The 14,175-nt window shown below is 62.5% G+C and carries 7 protein-coding genes and 1 tRNA gene; 3 read left to right on the top strand and 5 right to left on the bottom strand.

The genetic code is table 11. The annotated features are described in order from the left end of the window. Positions 1-6 precede the first annotated feature (6 nt). Together HMPREF2630_RS06420 and ffh are read right to left on the bottom strand one after the other, a co-directional pair. Positions 7-2,760 carry a hypothetical protein gene (locus tag HMPREF2630_RS06420; RefSeq protein ID WP_070483967.1) on the bottom strand — a complete coding sequence of 918 codons (2,754 nt, stop codon included), beginning with the start codon at positions 2,758-2,760 and terminating at the stop codon, positions 7-9. A gap of 102 nt (positions 2,761-2,862) precedes the next feature. Further along, positions 2,863-4,440, bottom strand: a complete 1,578-nt coding sequence (gene ffh, locus HMPREF2630_RS06415) for a signal recognition particle protein (RefSeq protein WP_049343817.1) — start codon at positions 4,438-4,440, stop codon at positions 2,863-2,865. Between the two features lie 336 nt (positions 4,441-4,776). Here ffh and HMPREF2630_RS06410 point away from each other — a divergent pair. Continuing rightward, a tRNA-Leu gene (locus HMPREF2630_RS06410) sits at positions 4,777-4,859 on the top strand. Positions 4,860-5,065: 206 nt separating this feature from the next. On the opposite strand, the gene pyk is transcribed toward HMPREF2630_RS06410, so the two are convergent. Next, positions 5,066-6,529, bottom strand: coding sequence for a pyruvate kinase (gene pyk / locus HMPREF2630_RS06405; protein WP_049343820.1), 1,464 nt, complete (start codon positions 6,527-6,529; stop codon positions 5,066-5,068). Between the two features lie 498 nt (positions 6,530-7,027). On the opposite strand from pyk, the gene HMPREF2630_RS06400 reads away from it, so the two are divergent. Together HMPREF2630_RS06400 and HMPREF2630_RS06395 are read left to right on the top strand one after the other, a co-directional pair. Beyond that, a complete protein-coding gene (locus HMPREF2630_RS06400; RefSeq protein WP_049331378.1) occupies positions 7,028-7,600 on the top strand; it encodes a flavodoxin domain-containing protein in 573 nt (190 codons plus the stop codon). 673 nt (positions 7,601-8,273) lie between these two features. Then, positions 8,274-10,151, top strand: coding sequence for a lysozyme (locus HMPREF2630_RS06395; RefSeq protein ID WP_049343821.1), 1,878 nt, complete (start codon positions 8,274-8,276; stop codon positions 10,149-10,151). 907 nt (positions 10,152-11,058) lie between these two features. Here HMPREF2630_RS06395 and adhP read toward each other — a convergent pair. Continuing rightward, entirely contained in the window at positions 11,059-12,084 is a 1,026-nt protein-coding gene (gene adhP / locus HMPREF2630_RS06390; RefSeq protein ID WP_049343841.1) for an alcohol dehydrogenase AdhP, read from the bottom strand. A 428-nt stretch (positions 12,085-12,512) separates the two neighbouring features. Further along, a complete protein-coding gene (locus HMPREF2630_RS06385; protein ID WP_049343823.1) occupies positions 12,513-13,895 on the bottom strand; it encodes a hypothetical protein in 1,383 nt (460 codons plus the stop codon). Positions 13,896-14,175 lie beyond the last annotated feature (280 nt).

The following is a 14,175-nucleotide window of genomic DNA, read 5'->3' as shown; positions in this document are numbered from 1 at the left end:
TTCTCCTTAACGTTCTTTCGGCGCGCGCACGCGACGCACCATGTTCCGGACTCGCTCGCGCAGGCTCGGGTTCGGGCTCGATTCTTCCCCGGGTTCTTCCGCGGTACGGTAGTTGCCCTCGCGCAGCTCGTCAATCAGGGTGCGCTTGGCGGGGTGGTGTTCCCGCCCGCTCTCACCAGGATGCACGACCTCCGCGGGGGTCGCGGCGGGGCGACCCTCGTGGCCGTGCTTCTCCAGCTGGGTACGTTCGAAGGAACGCACGACGGCCGGAATCAGCGCGGATTCAACCGTGGCGTTCAGGGCAAAGAGTGCCGCAGCCACCGAGAACTTGCGGCTCGCCCTACCCTGAGCGCGGCGGCGGCGCGCCACGGCCGCCAGGGTCATGGCGATAGCGCTCTGAGCGGTAACGTCCGCACCCAGGGCAAGCCCCACGCGGCGGGTCTTCGCGCGAATCTGCTCCGGGGTCAGACGCTTGCGGCGCGAACGCGGAGCAGAGCCCTGTACGAAAGGGCCCTGCGGCGCAGGGGGCTGGGGCGCCGGGTCTTGGGGTGTGCTCGGCGCAGGCTCATCGCTCGCCGCGGCATCATTCGCGAGCGCGGCGGAACCCTCGGAAGCCCGCTGGGTTACCGATGCTTCGTGCGGCTCCTCGTGCGACACGGGGTCGGCCTCGCGCAGGGTGCTGTCGAGGGACAAGCGTCCTTCTTCAGCCTCCACGAAAGAGTCCGGGGCCGATCCCTCCGGCGAACCCATATGGGTGTACTCGTAGGGAATGTGCCCGTTATTGATGGCGTCCATCCACTCGGCGAGGGTCACTCGGCGACCGGTCGCCACCAGCTGATAGCTACGCTCCAGAGGCGAGGTGTAGCCATCCGGGTAGGGTTCAATCTCCTCGTCGTCCTCGAAGGAATCATCCTCCGCGGCAGTGTCCTTAGAGACAGGGCTCCCAGAGATAGTGTTCTCGGAGAAGGTAGCCTCGGCAACGGAGTCTTCCAGCGGGAAGGTAACGTCCACAGCTTCAGATGCCTGCGCCTCATCAGTAGCTTCAGCCGCATCAGCTGATTCAGCAGAACCGGCGGGCTGTGCGAGCTCCTCATCCTCGGAGCCGAAGATACGGGCCGTGCTAATCGAGGCCACGTCAAAGCCGGCGGTCGGCACCAGCGCCAGCTCGGTGGGCACGCCCAGAAGCTGCAGGACCGATTCCAGAGCCAGGGTGTTGCTCGTATCGCGAAGGTACGCGTTCAGGCGGCGGCCGGTCGTAGACTCAGCCTCAACACCGAACATTGCCATCACATTGGCGATGCTCTGCGCAAGCTCTTCCTCATCGGAACCAAAAATTTTCGAGCCGGCAAGCTCCGGAGCCGTTCCGGGAAGACCCGCGAGCAAATCCTCCAGCAGGCCGTCGTAACGGGCCAGCTCCTCCACGCTGAAGGCGCGGTTCAGGCGCTTGGGCACGCGCTGCCAGCGGAACTCCTCCACGATGCTCTCGCGAGGCTCACCGAAAGCCTCCAGGTACCACTCGTCATCGGAGTAGGGCTCGAGGGCGGGTTCTTCGCAGACCACCAGGTGCTGCTGGTTCACGTTACCCTCAACGATCAGGGCGTTGCAGCTCAGCAGCCCCAGCAGGGCCATAAGGTCCACCGGGTCGGCCGAGATGAGGGTCCACTCCCCCGCCGGGGCGGCCACCACCTGCCGGGTACCGGCCGGAAGGTAGGCCAGGAGAAGGCCCGTAATCATGTCGATGGGCAGGTCGACGAGCATGGCGGCGTCGCCGTCCACGTAGAACTCCAGCTCCTGCACGGTGCCGGGCAGCGCCTCCCATTCGGTCGCCTCGCCCTCCATAGCGGCACCGGTGACCGGGAGCTTCTCAACCAGCTGGGCCACGTAATCCTCGATGGGGGCGCCCAGGCTCAGCGTGCCGTCTGCCACCTCCAGAACGTTCAGGTACCCCTCGGAGTCCACCGCGCAAAGCACGTGGAGCTGCACCTGCGTCTCCCCCAGCTCGTAGGCGATGAGCTCGGAGTCGCCGGCCGTGGCCTCGATGAGGGCGGCAATCAGCTCCTCATCAGTGGTGGAGCGCGCCATGATGCGGCGGCGCTGAATCTTTTCCTCCAGCTCAAGGTTCCGGTCACTAGGCTCCTCGCCCCGCGGTTCGGTTTCGCCGCCCTCGCCCGAGCGTTCAGGGCTCACGGATTCGTCCGGGTCGGAGGGCGCGGGGGCGCTATCCCACAGGCCCGAGAGCTTGTCGACGGTCCACTCCTCGCTCTCCAGGTCGGCGGCGATACGGTCTACCCGGCTGCGGTCCTGCCAGGAGTCCGCCGCAGAGTCCCGGTTGGTTCCGTGCATACTGCGAGCCTCGCGGATAAGCCTCAGCAGGGTCGCGGTCACGTCGTCGACGGCCGGCTCGTCGCTCTCGCTGGAGTAAACGAGATCGCCGGTGACGTCGGCGGAGTTCTCACCGTAGTCCAGGGCAAGACGCACCCAGAGAGGAACGTATCCGGGGAGCCCGGGCAGCTGTTCGTCGTGGCCGTCAAACGAGGGCTCGAGCACCGCTCCGAGTTCCGACTCCGTCTCGTCCGAGGCGACCTCCCCCGCGGTATCACGAGCCGGGACGCTTTCGGGCAGGGAGCCTCCGCCAGACAGTCCTCGCACCTCGCCGTGCTGGGCTTTGTCAGGCTGAATCTCGCCGTACTGGGTCTCATCGTGCTGAGTCTCGCCGGTACGCGGGTTCTCGCGCTCCCCGTTCTGCTCGTTCTGAGTCATTGTCCCTCCCTTCGGCTCCCTCATCGGGCGCCATACCGGTACGGGTGCGCACCGTAAAGTCGATGCGCACCCGTACCGCCCCTTGCGGGGTTGCGTCTGCTACTACTGCAGGAACTTCTCAAAGCCCTTCGGCAGGTTCATGCTGGACAGATCCATTTCCTGGTTCTGAGCCTGCTGACCGAAGGCAGCGCCGGCGCGTGCCTGCTGCGCCTTAGCTGCTGCCGCCTCCTGGGCCGCACGCTTCTGCGGGTTGCCGGAGCGGGCCTTCTTCTTCTTGTTGTTCTTCGCGTTCTTGCGAGCACCACCCGCCACTGCCGCCATACCGGGCATCTGCATACCGCCGGGCATGCCGGGCATCTTGCCCGAAGCGAGCTTCTTCATCATCTTCTGAGCCTGGGCGAAGCGCTCCATCAGCTGGTTCACCTCAGACACGGTCACGCCCGCACCCTTAGCGATACGGGCACGGCGGGAACCGTTAATGATGCGCGGAGCCACGCGCTCGTGCGGGGTCATGGAGCGAACAATCGCCTCCACGCGGTCAATCTCGCGCTCGTCAAAGGCCTCGAGCTGCTGACGCATCTGAGCCGCGCCGGGCATCATCATGAGCAGCTTCTTCATGGAGCCAAGCTTACGAATCTGCTGCATCTGAGCCAGGAAGTCCTCGAAGGTGAAGTCTTCCTGGTCGATGAACTTCTTCGCCATGCGGTCGGCTTCGGCCTTATCCCACTGAGCCTCGGCCTGCTCGATCAGGGTCAGGATGTCACCCATATCCAGGATGCGGCTTGCCATACGGTCCGGGTGGAACTGCTCAAAGTCAGTGACGTTCTCACCGGTGGAGGCGAACATAATCGGCTTGCCGGTCACCGAAGCCACCGACAGGGCCGCACCACCGCGGGCGTCGCCATCCAGCTTGGACAGGACGACACCGGTGAAGTCCACGCCCTCGTTGAAAGCGTTGGCGGTGTTCACGGCGTCCTGACCGATCATCGCGTCGATGACGAACAGAACTTCGTTCGGCTCAATGGCGTCGCGGATATTGCGTGCCTGCTGCATGAGCTCGGCGTCAACACCCAGACGACCCGCGGTATCGACAATCACCACGTCGTGCAGCTTGGCGCGAGCCTCGGCCACACCGTCACGTGCCACCTGCACGGGGTCGCCGGTGGGCACGTCAAACTCGCTGGTCACACCGGGGTGCGGTGCGTAGACGGGCACGCCCGCGCGCTCGCCGACGACCTTCAGCTGGGTCACCGCGTTGGGGCGCTGCAGGTCGGAGGCAATCAGCATGGGGGTGTGACCCTGGCCCTTGAGCCAATAGGCCAGCTTGCCGGCCAGGGTGGTCTTACCGGCGCCCTGCAGACCCGCGAGCATGATGATGGTCGGGCCGCTCTTGGCCATATTGATGCGGCGGGTAGAGCCGCCCAGGATGCTCACCAGCTCGTCGTTCACGATCTTGACGATCTGCTGGGAGGGGTTGAGCGCCTCGGAAACTTCCGCGCCGAGGGCGCGCTCCTTCACGTGGGCGACGAACTCGCGGACCACGGGCACCGCGACGTCGGCGTCGAGCAGGGCGCGACGGATTTCGCGGACGGTTGCATCAATGTCTGCCTCGGAGAGGCGGCCCTTGCCGCGCAGGTTCTTAAAGGTTGCCGTCAAGCGGTCGGAGAGAGAATTGAACACGATCCGTGATCACTTTCTTAACGTTGAGGTGGCCCCACCGCGGGGGCGTGCGGGGATGGTTAGTCAGTCTTTAAGGATACAGGATGCACGCTTTCTCCCCCGCTTATGCCTGTGGATAACGCGCGGGGTTCACCGCGAGCTCAGCAAAGGGCCGCCGGCGAGCGCATCCGAATCCGTCTTCGGCGTGCGGGTTGCCAGACGTTCACCCGGCGCTCAGGGCTGCCCGCAATGAGGTCGGGGCTACTCTTTTCCACTCCCTCCGCACCCCGCTAATAATTAGATTTTCTAGACCGCCTGGGTTAGAATCTTAGAAGTGTCGCGCTCCGCGTGCGATGCGCCCGAGTGGCGGAATTGGCAGACGCGCCTGACTCAAAATCAGGTTCTTCGGAGTGTGGGTTCGAGTCCCACCTCGGGCACCAACGCAAAAGCGGCGGGAAAGTTTGAAGCTTTCCCGCTGCTTTTTCTATACCCGCGCATCCCAGCGTTGCCGCGCAAGCTACCTAATCCCCATAACAAAACCGCCGCCCGGCCGTGATAGTTCACGACCGGGCGGTGGTCTCTATGCACCGGGTGTACAGGCTGAGGATTACCCTCAGCTACGCATCGAAAAAGATTGGTGAGCGGCTTAGCGCTTGACCTCGTTCTCCTCGTAAGGACGCAGAGTCTCACGCTCGCCCTCAGCACCGTAGACGCGGTGTACCTGAACCATGTTGGTGGTACCGGCGCGACCCGCGGGAGCACCGGCAGCCACGACGACCAGGTCGCCGGCTTCTGCCAGGCCGTTCTTGAGCAGGTACTCGTCCACGAAGGTAAAGATAGCTTCCTGATCAGTAATCATCTCAACCTGCTCAGCTTCAACACCCCACAGCATGGACAGGAAGGAACGAACCTTCGAGCTGGTGGTGAATGCAACCACGGGGGTCTCGGGACGCAGACGTGCCAGACGACGTGCGGAGTCACCGGACTGGGTGAAGGTCACGATGAGCTTCGCATCCAGCTGGTCGGCAATGTTCACTGCAGCACGGGTGATTGCGCCACCGCGGGTGCGGGGCTTGCGATCCAGCTCGGGCACGCGGTACAGGCCGCCCTTTTCGGTGTCCTGAACGATTGCGGCCATGGCCTGCAGGGTCAGAATCGGGTACTTACCGACCGAGGTCTCACCGGAGAGCATCACGGCGTCTGCGCCGTCGAGGATTGCGTTAGCGCAGTCAGAAACCTCTGCACGGGTGGGGACAGGGTTGTCGGTCATGGACTCGAGCACCTGGGTTGCCACGATGACGGGCTTTGCCCAGCGGCGTGCCATGTCGATAGCCTTCTTCTGAACGAGGGGAACCTCGGAGAAGGGCAGCTCAACACCGAGGTCACCACGAGCAACCATGATGCCGTCGAACTTGTCGATGATGTCCTGCAGGTTGTCCACTGCCTGGGGCTTCTCGATCTTGGCGATGACGGGTACGCGGATACCCTCTTCCTCCATGATCTTGTGGACGGGCTCAACGTCTGCACCGGTACGGACGAAGGAGAGTGCAATGATGTCCGCACCCATCTTCAGGGCGAAGCGCAGGTCGTTGGCGTCCTTCTCGGTCAGTGCGGGCAGAGAGACCGCAGCGCCAGGCAGGTTGATGCCCTTGTTGTTGGAGATGGGGCCGCCCACGATGACGCGGGTGCGCACGCGGGTGGGGGTCACCTCGATAGCCTCGAGGCGAATCTTGCCGTCGTCGAGCAGGAGCTTGTCGCCGAGCTTTACGTCGCCAGGCAGACCCTTGTAGGTGGTGCCGCAAATTTCTGCGGTACCCTCAACGTCTTCGGAGGTAATGGTGAAATCGGCGCCGGGCTCAAGGTATTCCTTACCGTTTGCGAAGCGCTCGAGGCGAATCTTGGGGCCCTGCAGGTCGGCAAGGATAGCAACGTCCTTACCGAGCTTTGCAGACTGTTCGCGGATGGTGTTGTAGCGTGCCTGGTGCTCGGCGTGGTCACCGTGGCTCATGTTCAGACGGGCGACGTTCAGGCCAGCCTTGATTGCCTCGGAGATCTTCTCGGGAGATTCGATTGCCGGACCGATGGTTGCAACGATTTTTGCGCGCCTCATGTACCTAACCTTTGTGTGTTGTTTCGCGCGCCCCATGAGGGGAAACGCCGGTTTTTCGGGGAAGGTCACTACTGATTTCCCACTCATTCCCACGCTTTCCAACAAAATGGAACATGCCGAAGGCGTAGGATTCTTTCTCAATTATAGGGGTTTTACAGCCTCTTGGGTATGCCTATTTCGGTCTTTCTGCCGGGGAATTAGTGTTTCACCTCGCACCCCAAAATCTTCTCACGCACACCCCCGGCATCCCTTCCGCGCAAAGTCGCGGTATACGGCATTTGAGGCACTCCCCACCAAGAGAAGATAAGCAATGTAACAATTGGTCACGCCCATTAACCTTCGGGCGTGTTTGTGAGCTCAGGGTCCCTTCTTGTGAGGACCTATGAGAAAATATATGAGGCTTCCAAGGCTAGGCGATTTCACATTTTCGCGCGCCTGGCATATATTGGAAGCAATAATTAGTATTTGAAATGCGAAATATATCTGGAAGGTTCACAGATGACTACTCGCGTGCTGATTATCTTCGGCTCCACCTACGGCTACACCGAGCAGTACGCCACCTGGCTGGCAGAAGATCTGCGTGCACTCCCGCAGGCCCCCGAAGTTGAGACTGTCCCCGCCTCCAAGGTCACCCCCGAGCAGGCAGAGGCATTCGATGCCTTCGTGATTGCCGGTAGCGACTACGGTGGATTCCTCAACGGTGCCCCGGCCCTACGCAAGAAGATTCTGCCGGTCATCGCCCCGAAGAAGAACCGCACCGCGTTCTTCACCGTGTCCTTCACCGGCGAGTACTCGAAGAAGCTGCTGGACAAGGCCGTAGCCAAGAGCTACACCCCCGAGCTGACCGAGGGTCGTCCCGTTTACCACCTGCGTGGCGGCATCGACTTCGATAAGATTTCGCTGGCTCACAAGACCGCCCTGAAGGGCCCGGTCCGCGCATGGCTCATGGCGAACCCGAACCCCAACGAGGGCATTAAGCAGATGCTCGAATGCTACAAGACCGGTAAGGCAGAGTATATCGACCGCGAGAGCCTCAAGCCTCTGGTCGAGGACATTGCCAAGTTCCTCTAGGATTGCGCTAACGTAGCCGTTCTGAGGAATCGCTTAGCTTTCGTGTGTACCCCGCTCGAACGCACCGGGTATCCCGTTCAACGGTTGAGACGGATGCGTTCGGGTGAGGGATACGCGATTCAAAACGTGCCGATTGGCACCATAGAGTGGTCGATGACTTCATCTCTCCTGCATCGACCATGAAACTCCGGGTACCGGTGCGAGGCCGCGCCAAAGACAGTACCCGGAAACCGAGGGGTGGGTCTTTGTGTGTGCGGCCCACCCCTTCTTTCATGCCCTCTCCACCGGCCCGAGGTACCCCCTCCTCCGCACGACACCGAAAAATGCGCACGGACGAAAAAATAACCGTCCAAAACCCCTCGGAAACGTTGCGTTTCGCGGCGCGCGTACCGTACCCTTTTAGCTGTGCCCGTCGGCGCCTGCCACCCCATCACCGGCCAGCCACCCCGCGGTGGCGCATCTTCTTCCGGTGGCAAAATCCAACCACGAATCCACGAGGGACCAGTGTGCCCTCAACGGATTGTCGCGCCCGAACGCGGCCGCTGTTTCATTCACATCACCGGCGACCGTACCCGAACGCCCACTACAGAACGACCCGTTCGTCCTGCATCAACGCGTTCCACCGCGCGCCGGAACCGCACCATTCACAGTCAACTCAAACACAGGCATAAATATGAAGATATTCCAGACTGCCGGGCGCCCCGCGGCAGCCCGCTCCCTCATGGCATCGGCCGGTGCTCTCTCCCTCCTGGCATCCTCTCTGACCGCAGTTCCCGCGGCCTTCGCGACCCCCGAGGCTTCCACAAGCCCCGCGGCTACCGCCAGCGTGCAGTCCGTCGATGCGAACGCCTCGTACGAGGACCTCACCTACGCACCCGCCCCGGACCCCGCACAGGTTGAACGCGACAACCCCGCCATGGGTGCCGGCGAGCGCGAACGCATGGGCACCGCGAACGCCCGCACCGGCGCGACCTCCGCCCCCACGGCAACCCTGAGTGGGCTCGCTGCGGGTAGCTCTTCAGCACAGGCGCTGGCCCCGGGCCGCTCCGCCTGGACCCCGAGCGGCGGCACCCTCGGCATGGACGTCTCCTCGCACCAGCAGAACGTGGACTGGGCAAGCGCCTGGGCGGCCGGTTCCCGATTCGCCTACGTGAAGGCCACCGAGGGCGCGTACTACACCAACCCCTACTTCGGGCAGCAGTACAGCGGCTCGGCCTCCGTCGGCATGGTGCACGGCGCCTACCACTTCGCTAACCCCCGCACTTCCTCCGGTGCCGATCAGGCCCGCTACTTCGTGCAGAATGGCGGCGGCTGGACCGACGACGGCAAGACTCTCCCGGGCCTGCTGGACATCGAGTTCAACCCCTACCCCGCCTACGGCAACACCTGCTACAACATGACCGCGGCGCAGCTGACCGCCTGGATCCGCGACTTCGTGGACACCTACCGCGCGCTGACCGGTCGCGCGCCCATGGTGTACACCGCAACCTCCTGGTGGTCCCAGTGCGTGGGCTCGCAGGAGTTCGGCTCCCTGCCGCTGCACCTGGCCAGCTACTCCACGGTCGTGGGTCGTATTCCCGCCGGCTGGAACGGTTATGACATCTGGCAGTTCACCGACTCGGGCCCGTTCGTGGGTGACTCTAACTTCTTCCCCGGCAGCGTCGAGGACCTGAAGGTTCTGGCGAAGAACCCGAAGGCTGAACACCGCAACTGGGCCAAGGACAGCCAGCCGACCCAGAACCCGAACATGGTCGTCACCCCGACCGGTTCGATTGATATTCGCACCGGCATTGGCGTGGCCTGGAACCGTAACCGAAGCTTCTACGGCAACCCGGTCGGCGGCGAGTATAGCCTGGGCTACGGCGTGTACGCCCAGAAGTTCAGCAACCGCAAGACCATCTACTGGACGAACGCGAACGGGGCCCACTGGGTGGTGACCGACGGCGGCCTCGATCACAAGTTCCGCTCTAACGTGGCCCGCTACCGCGGCCTGACCACCGATGAGGGGGGACGCTTCCAGACCGTGGCGGTCTCTTTCGCCAACGGGGAGGGCGCCTACTGGACCGAGAGCACCGGAACCCATACGCTCAACGAGCGCGGCGGCATCTATTGGGCCTGGCGCAATTCCGGTGCCCAGGGTGCACCCACCACGGATGAGGAGAACCTGGGCGGCGGCATCGCCAAGCAGGAGTTCTCCGGCCGTCGCACCTTCGTGTGGAGCGCGAAGACCGGCACCCACCTTCTGCGTACCGGCGGCGCGTTCTACTACCGTTTCCTGGAGCACCGCAATGCTTGGGGTGCCCCGGCGACCGACGAGACCGCTAACTCCACGGGCGCGCAGGTACGCTTCGCCTCCGGCAAGATGCTGCTCTGGTCGGATGCGTACGGCGCCTACGAGACCAACGGTAACGGCGCGATCTACAACCACTGGGCTCGCAACACGGCTCGTTACGGTGCGGCTCGCGGCAACGAGTCCTACGCGAACGGGGTGTACTACATGGATTTTGAGCGCGGCACAATCCGCTGGACCGCTCAGCGCGGCATCTACTAGGCCTACGCCCTAGCAAACATCACGGATATAGAGAACGAGGGGCACCTTCTGCCACAGAAGGTGCCCCTCGCCGTTTCCGCTCCGAGGATGCTAAGCCTCTGCCGAGTGTGGGCAGAGGGGTTACACGCTGCCGCGAGCGGTGTGGGTTACCGAGTGAGTAGAGAAACCCGGCTATGTTACCCGTGCCGGCAGGTAAGTTTATGTCGTACCCGAGAAGGTAGTTGAGTCATCTCGCGAGGCGGGCCCCGGATTAGTGTGGCAAACGCAATCGCCCTTGACTACGTCCGTGGGGCCCACACTAACCGCTGTGAGGCCTAGTCCCAGGAGGTGTCTAGAGGGGCAGCCTGACCGGAAGTAGGACTCATGGCGAATGACGGCACGGTACGAAGATGCCGAAATTCACCCGGGATGCGGCGTTCCGGGGAAGGAACCGATATCTAGGAGGGCGGTTCCTTCACACGCCGTGTCCCTCATTCAAGGATAGGCCGAAGGAGGGCTTTCCGCCCATCATTTCGGAAAATATTACGTCTCAACCGTTGATTGAAAGTTTACCTGATAAAAATATATTTTGGATTCTTTGGATGTCTAATAGTGCATATTTTTCGGGTGATTTACTGGAGTTTTTGAGATAATCCTCGATTATTTCAAAATAATTTTATGGATATATTACGTTTAGGTGTTTCGCACTCTCAGCGGTAACGCCGAGCTTTTCCATCCAGAAATCTCTCTTACGGAAACCTTTGCCACAGGCTGCGGAAAGCCCGGAGCGCAACGCACACTAGGGCGCACCCCGTGCCGTATGCACCGCGAGAAAGTACCCTTACTCCCCCGCTACACGGGATGCGCCCTAGACGCTTCATCGCCCGATCAGCCGCGGCTCACGCCGCACGCACCGGGCTCGCACCTCCTAGAGGCTAGCGAAGTCCAGAACCATACGGCCGGTAATCTTACCAGCAGTCATTTCCTCGAAAACAGCCGGTGCCTCGTCAACCTCACGCAGCTGAACCACCGGAACCACGAGGCCGTCAGCACCGAACTGGAACGCCTCCGCCAAATCCTGACGGGTGCCCACCAGGGAACCCACCACGCGGATGCCGTCCAGAACGATCTTCACAATGGACAGCTCCATCATCTCCGAGGGCAGACCAACAGCCACCACGGAACCGCCCGCACGAACCGACTCGATAGCCTGGTTGAACGCAACCTTCGACACAGCGGTCACCACAGCAGCGTGAGCGCCACCGCCGGTCAGCTCGCGAATACGAGCCGGAACGTCCTCAACCTCACGGCCGTTGATGACGTGGTCAGCACCGATCTTACGAGCCAGAGCCAGCTTGTCGTCGTTGATATCAACAGCGATAACCTTGGCACCGAAAACCTTCTTAGCGTACTGAACAGCCAGGTTGCCCAAACCGCCAGCGCCGTAAGCAACCAGCCACTGACCCGGGCGAACCAGCGACTCCTTGATTGCCTTGTAGGTGGTCACACCAGCGCAGGTAATGGAGCTAGCCTGCGCCGGGTCAAGGCCCTCGGGAACCTTCACAGCGTAATCAGCGGGCACCAGGGTGTACTCGCTCATGGCGCCGTCGACGGTGTAGCCGGCGTTCTTCACCGAACGGCACAGGGTCTCGCGGCCCGAGGTGCAGTACTCGCAGTGGCCGCAGCCCTCAAAGAACCAAGCCACCGACACGCGATCGCCCACCTTCAGGGACTCAACACCCTCGCCGACCTTGACGACACGACCGACGCCCTCGTGTCCCAGAATACGACCCGGCATCTCACCGAAATCACCGGCAGCCACGTGCAGGTCAGTGTGGCACACGCCCGAGTATTCAATCTTCACGAGCGCCTGGCCGTGACCGACAGCCGGAACGGGAACCTCGCGAACCTCAACCGAACCGTCAACCTTCTCAGGGACAACAACAGCCTTCATGGCTTCCTTGCACATGATCTAAACTCCTTAGTCATTGGTAGCCGCACTCAAGCCGCAAGCTACAATCTGCAATCTGCAATCTGCGCTTTGTAACCTAGCGGGGTGGGCGCGCATATTCTTTACATCACATTTTCACCATAACATGATGAGCCGCCAATCTAAAGAACCTTCCCCGAATATGACAGAGGGGTTAGTTAGAATCATTCTCACGAGCAAGGGTGATCTTTCGATAAGATCCATTCCGACCAATGCGTTAAACTGCCAAATGTTGATATATGACGCTATGACGAAACAACACAGAAGATGAGAGTGCCTCCCAAACAAGCGGTTTGGGAGGCACTCAGAAAAAAATTTAAATATTAAGTTTGAGGCGCACACCACCCTAAAGAAAGGGTCCAATCTACACCTATACGGTTCCTAGCGGCATCTTAGAAGCAGAAAGCAACCTCGACCGAACCGGCACCGCGCTCACCCGAGGCGCTCGGGGCGTTCATGGCCCAGCCCAGGTCACTCACGTACGCGGTCGTATCCATGTAGGTTCCACCGCCTGCACCACCGCCGGCCAGCTGCACCGTACCCACCGCGTAGCGGGAACGAGCCGGATCGTTATTCCACTTCTGCGAAACCACGCGAGCCGAGACGCTCAGCGCCGCACCCGAACCGCCGCCGCCGTACCCGGCACCGCCGCCTCCGGATACCACCGACTGGTAGCCGTTAAACATCGCGCCCGCATTCGAGGGGGACGCGTCGGTGCCCGCGGGGGTCTGGTCCCACTGGTAAGAATAGCTGACCACGCCGTCCGCGCCCTTCGCGCGGAAACCGCTCGGGCCGGTCTCGCCCGCCGCCGCGCTACTCACCAGCTTCTGCGTGGAGGTGCTCGAGAAGCCAATCACGGAACCGTCGGAAGTCGGCGGATCCAGCTTCTCACCGCCACCACCGCCCATGCCGTTCATAGCGCCCGAACCGGGGTTCACCTTCAGCAGCGGCACCGACTGCGCCGTGTACGAGGTGAAACCCACGAAACCCGGGGAACCGTCGCCGTCGCTGGAACCGGCGCCTCCGCCGGTGCTGAACTGGTGACGGCCACCGGAGCTATCCAGGGAGTAGTAAGCCGTCGCCTGCAGCGCACCCGGCTTCGCGGGGCTCGGCAGATCCGTCGCGTACGTGGCCAGAGTTCCCGCGCCGCCGCCACCGCCGGCGACAATCATCGGCACGCCGTCCACCTCAATCGCGGAAGAACCGCCGCCCGAGGAGGAATAAAGCACGGCGTTCATGCCGCCATGTCCCATCACACCACCGGTGCGGCCGGTCAGGCTCTCAATCGCGGCGACCACATCCGCAGGGACCGGGGAGGAAGCCTTCGAGGAGCCGCCCACGCCGTAGCCGTCACCGCCCTCGGCCGGGGTCAGCTCACCGTTACCGATGCCGCCCGAACCGGCCGTCAGGGTAATCACCTGGCCGCCGCGCACCGGCATGGATCCCTCTACCAGGGCGCCCGAACCGGCGTCCGCAACGGCGTAGTTCGTGCCGCCGGCGCCGCCAATCACGGTGAAACGCATGCGTCGGGCACCCGCGGGCACGGTCAGAACGGCAACCTTCTTCACGCCGTCACCGGCGGTAATCAGGGTGGAATCCTCGTAGGGGCCGGTACATTCGCCTTCCTCGGGGGAGGCGGCAAAAGCGGGAACCAGGGTCGAAGCCGCGACGGCGGGGGCAGCCCAGGCCGCACCGGCCACGAGACGACGACGGGTCAGGCCCGAACGGGAGGAGGGAGAAATTGGGCGTGAAGAATCGCCGGAAGAAGAGCTCACGATATGTGTCCTGTAGTTGAGTGAATAATTCTGAGCGCGGTGCGTGCCGCGCGGAAGGGGCCGATTCCCAGAGGCTATGCCCCACGCGAGCACGTATTACCGTGGTTCCTCTATTATGCCTTCTCAGGCCCCTGTTTTCACAAGTCGCCGAAAACCCTCTGCGGTGTGGAAGCCGAGTTGGGAACTCCACGAGAGCAGAACGCCGGCACGGGGCCCAAAACGGGGTCAGGCACGGAAGCTGAAAGACAGAAAACCGCCGGACGGGGTGCTCCCCCATCCG

It is taken from the genome of Rothia sp. HMSC072B03, assembly GCF_001809565.1.
In the GTDB taxonomy this organism is placed as follows: domain Bacteria; phylum Actinomycetota; class Actinomycetes; order Actinomycetales; family Micrococcaceae; genus Rothia; species Rothia mucilaginosa_A.
Note: the sequence above shows the minus strand (reverse complement) of the source record. Positions and strands in the feature narration are given on the sequence as shown.

Excerpts from the sequence above, each read along its gene's own strand:
- HMPREF2630_RS06420 (WP_070483967.1), bottom strand. The coding sequence starts at position 2,760 with ATGACTCAGAACGAGCAGAACGGGGAGCGCGAGAACCCGCGTACCGGC.
- pyk (WP_049343820.1), bottom strand. The coding sequence starts at position 6,529 with ATGAGGCGCGCAAAAATCGTTGCAACCATCGGTCCGGCAATCGAATCT.
- HMPREF2630_RS06400 (WP_049331378.1), top strand. The coding sequence starts at position 7,028 with ATGACTACTCGCGTGCTGATTATCTTCGGCTCCACCTACGGCTACACC.
- HMPREF2630_RS06395 (WP_049343821.1), top strand. The coding sequence starts at position 8,274 with ATGAAGATATTCCAGACTGCCGGGCGCCCCGCGGCAGCCCGCTCCCTC.
- adhP (WP_049343841.1), bottom strand. The coding sequence starts at position 12,084 with ATGAAGGCTGTTGTTGTCCCTGAGAAGGTTGACGGTTCGGTTGAGGTT.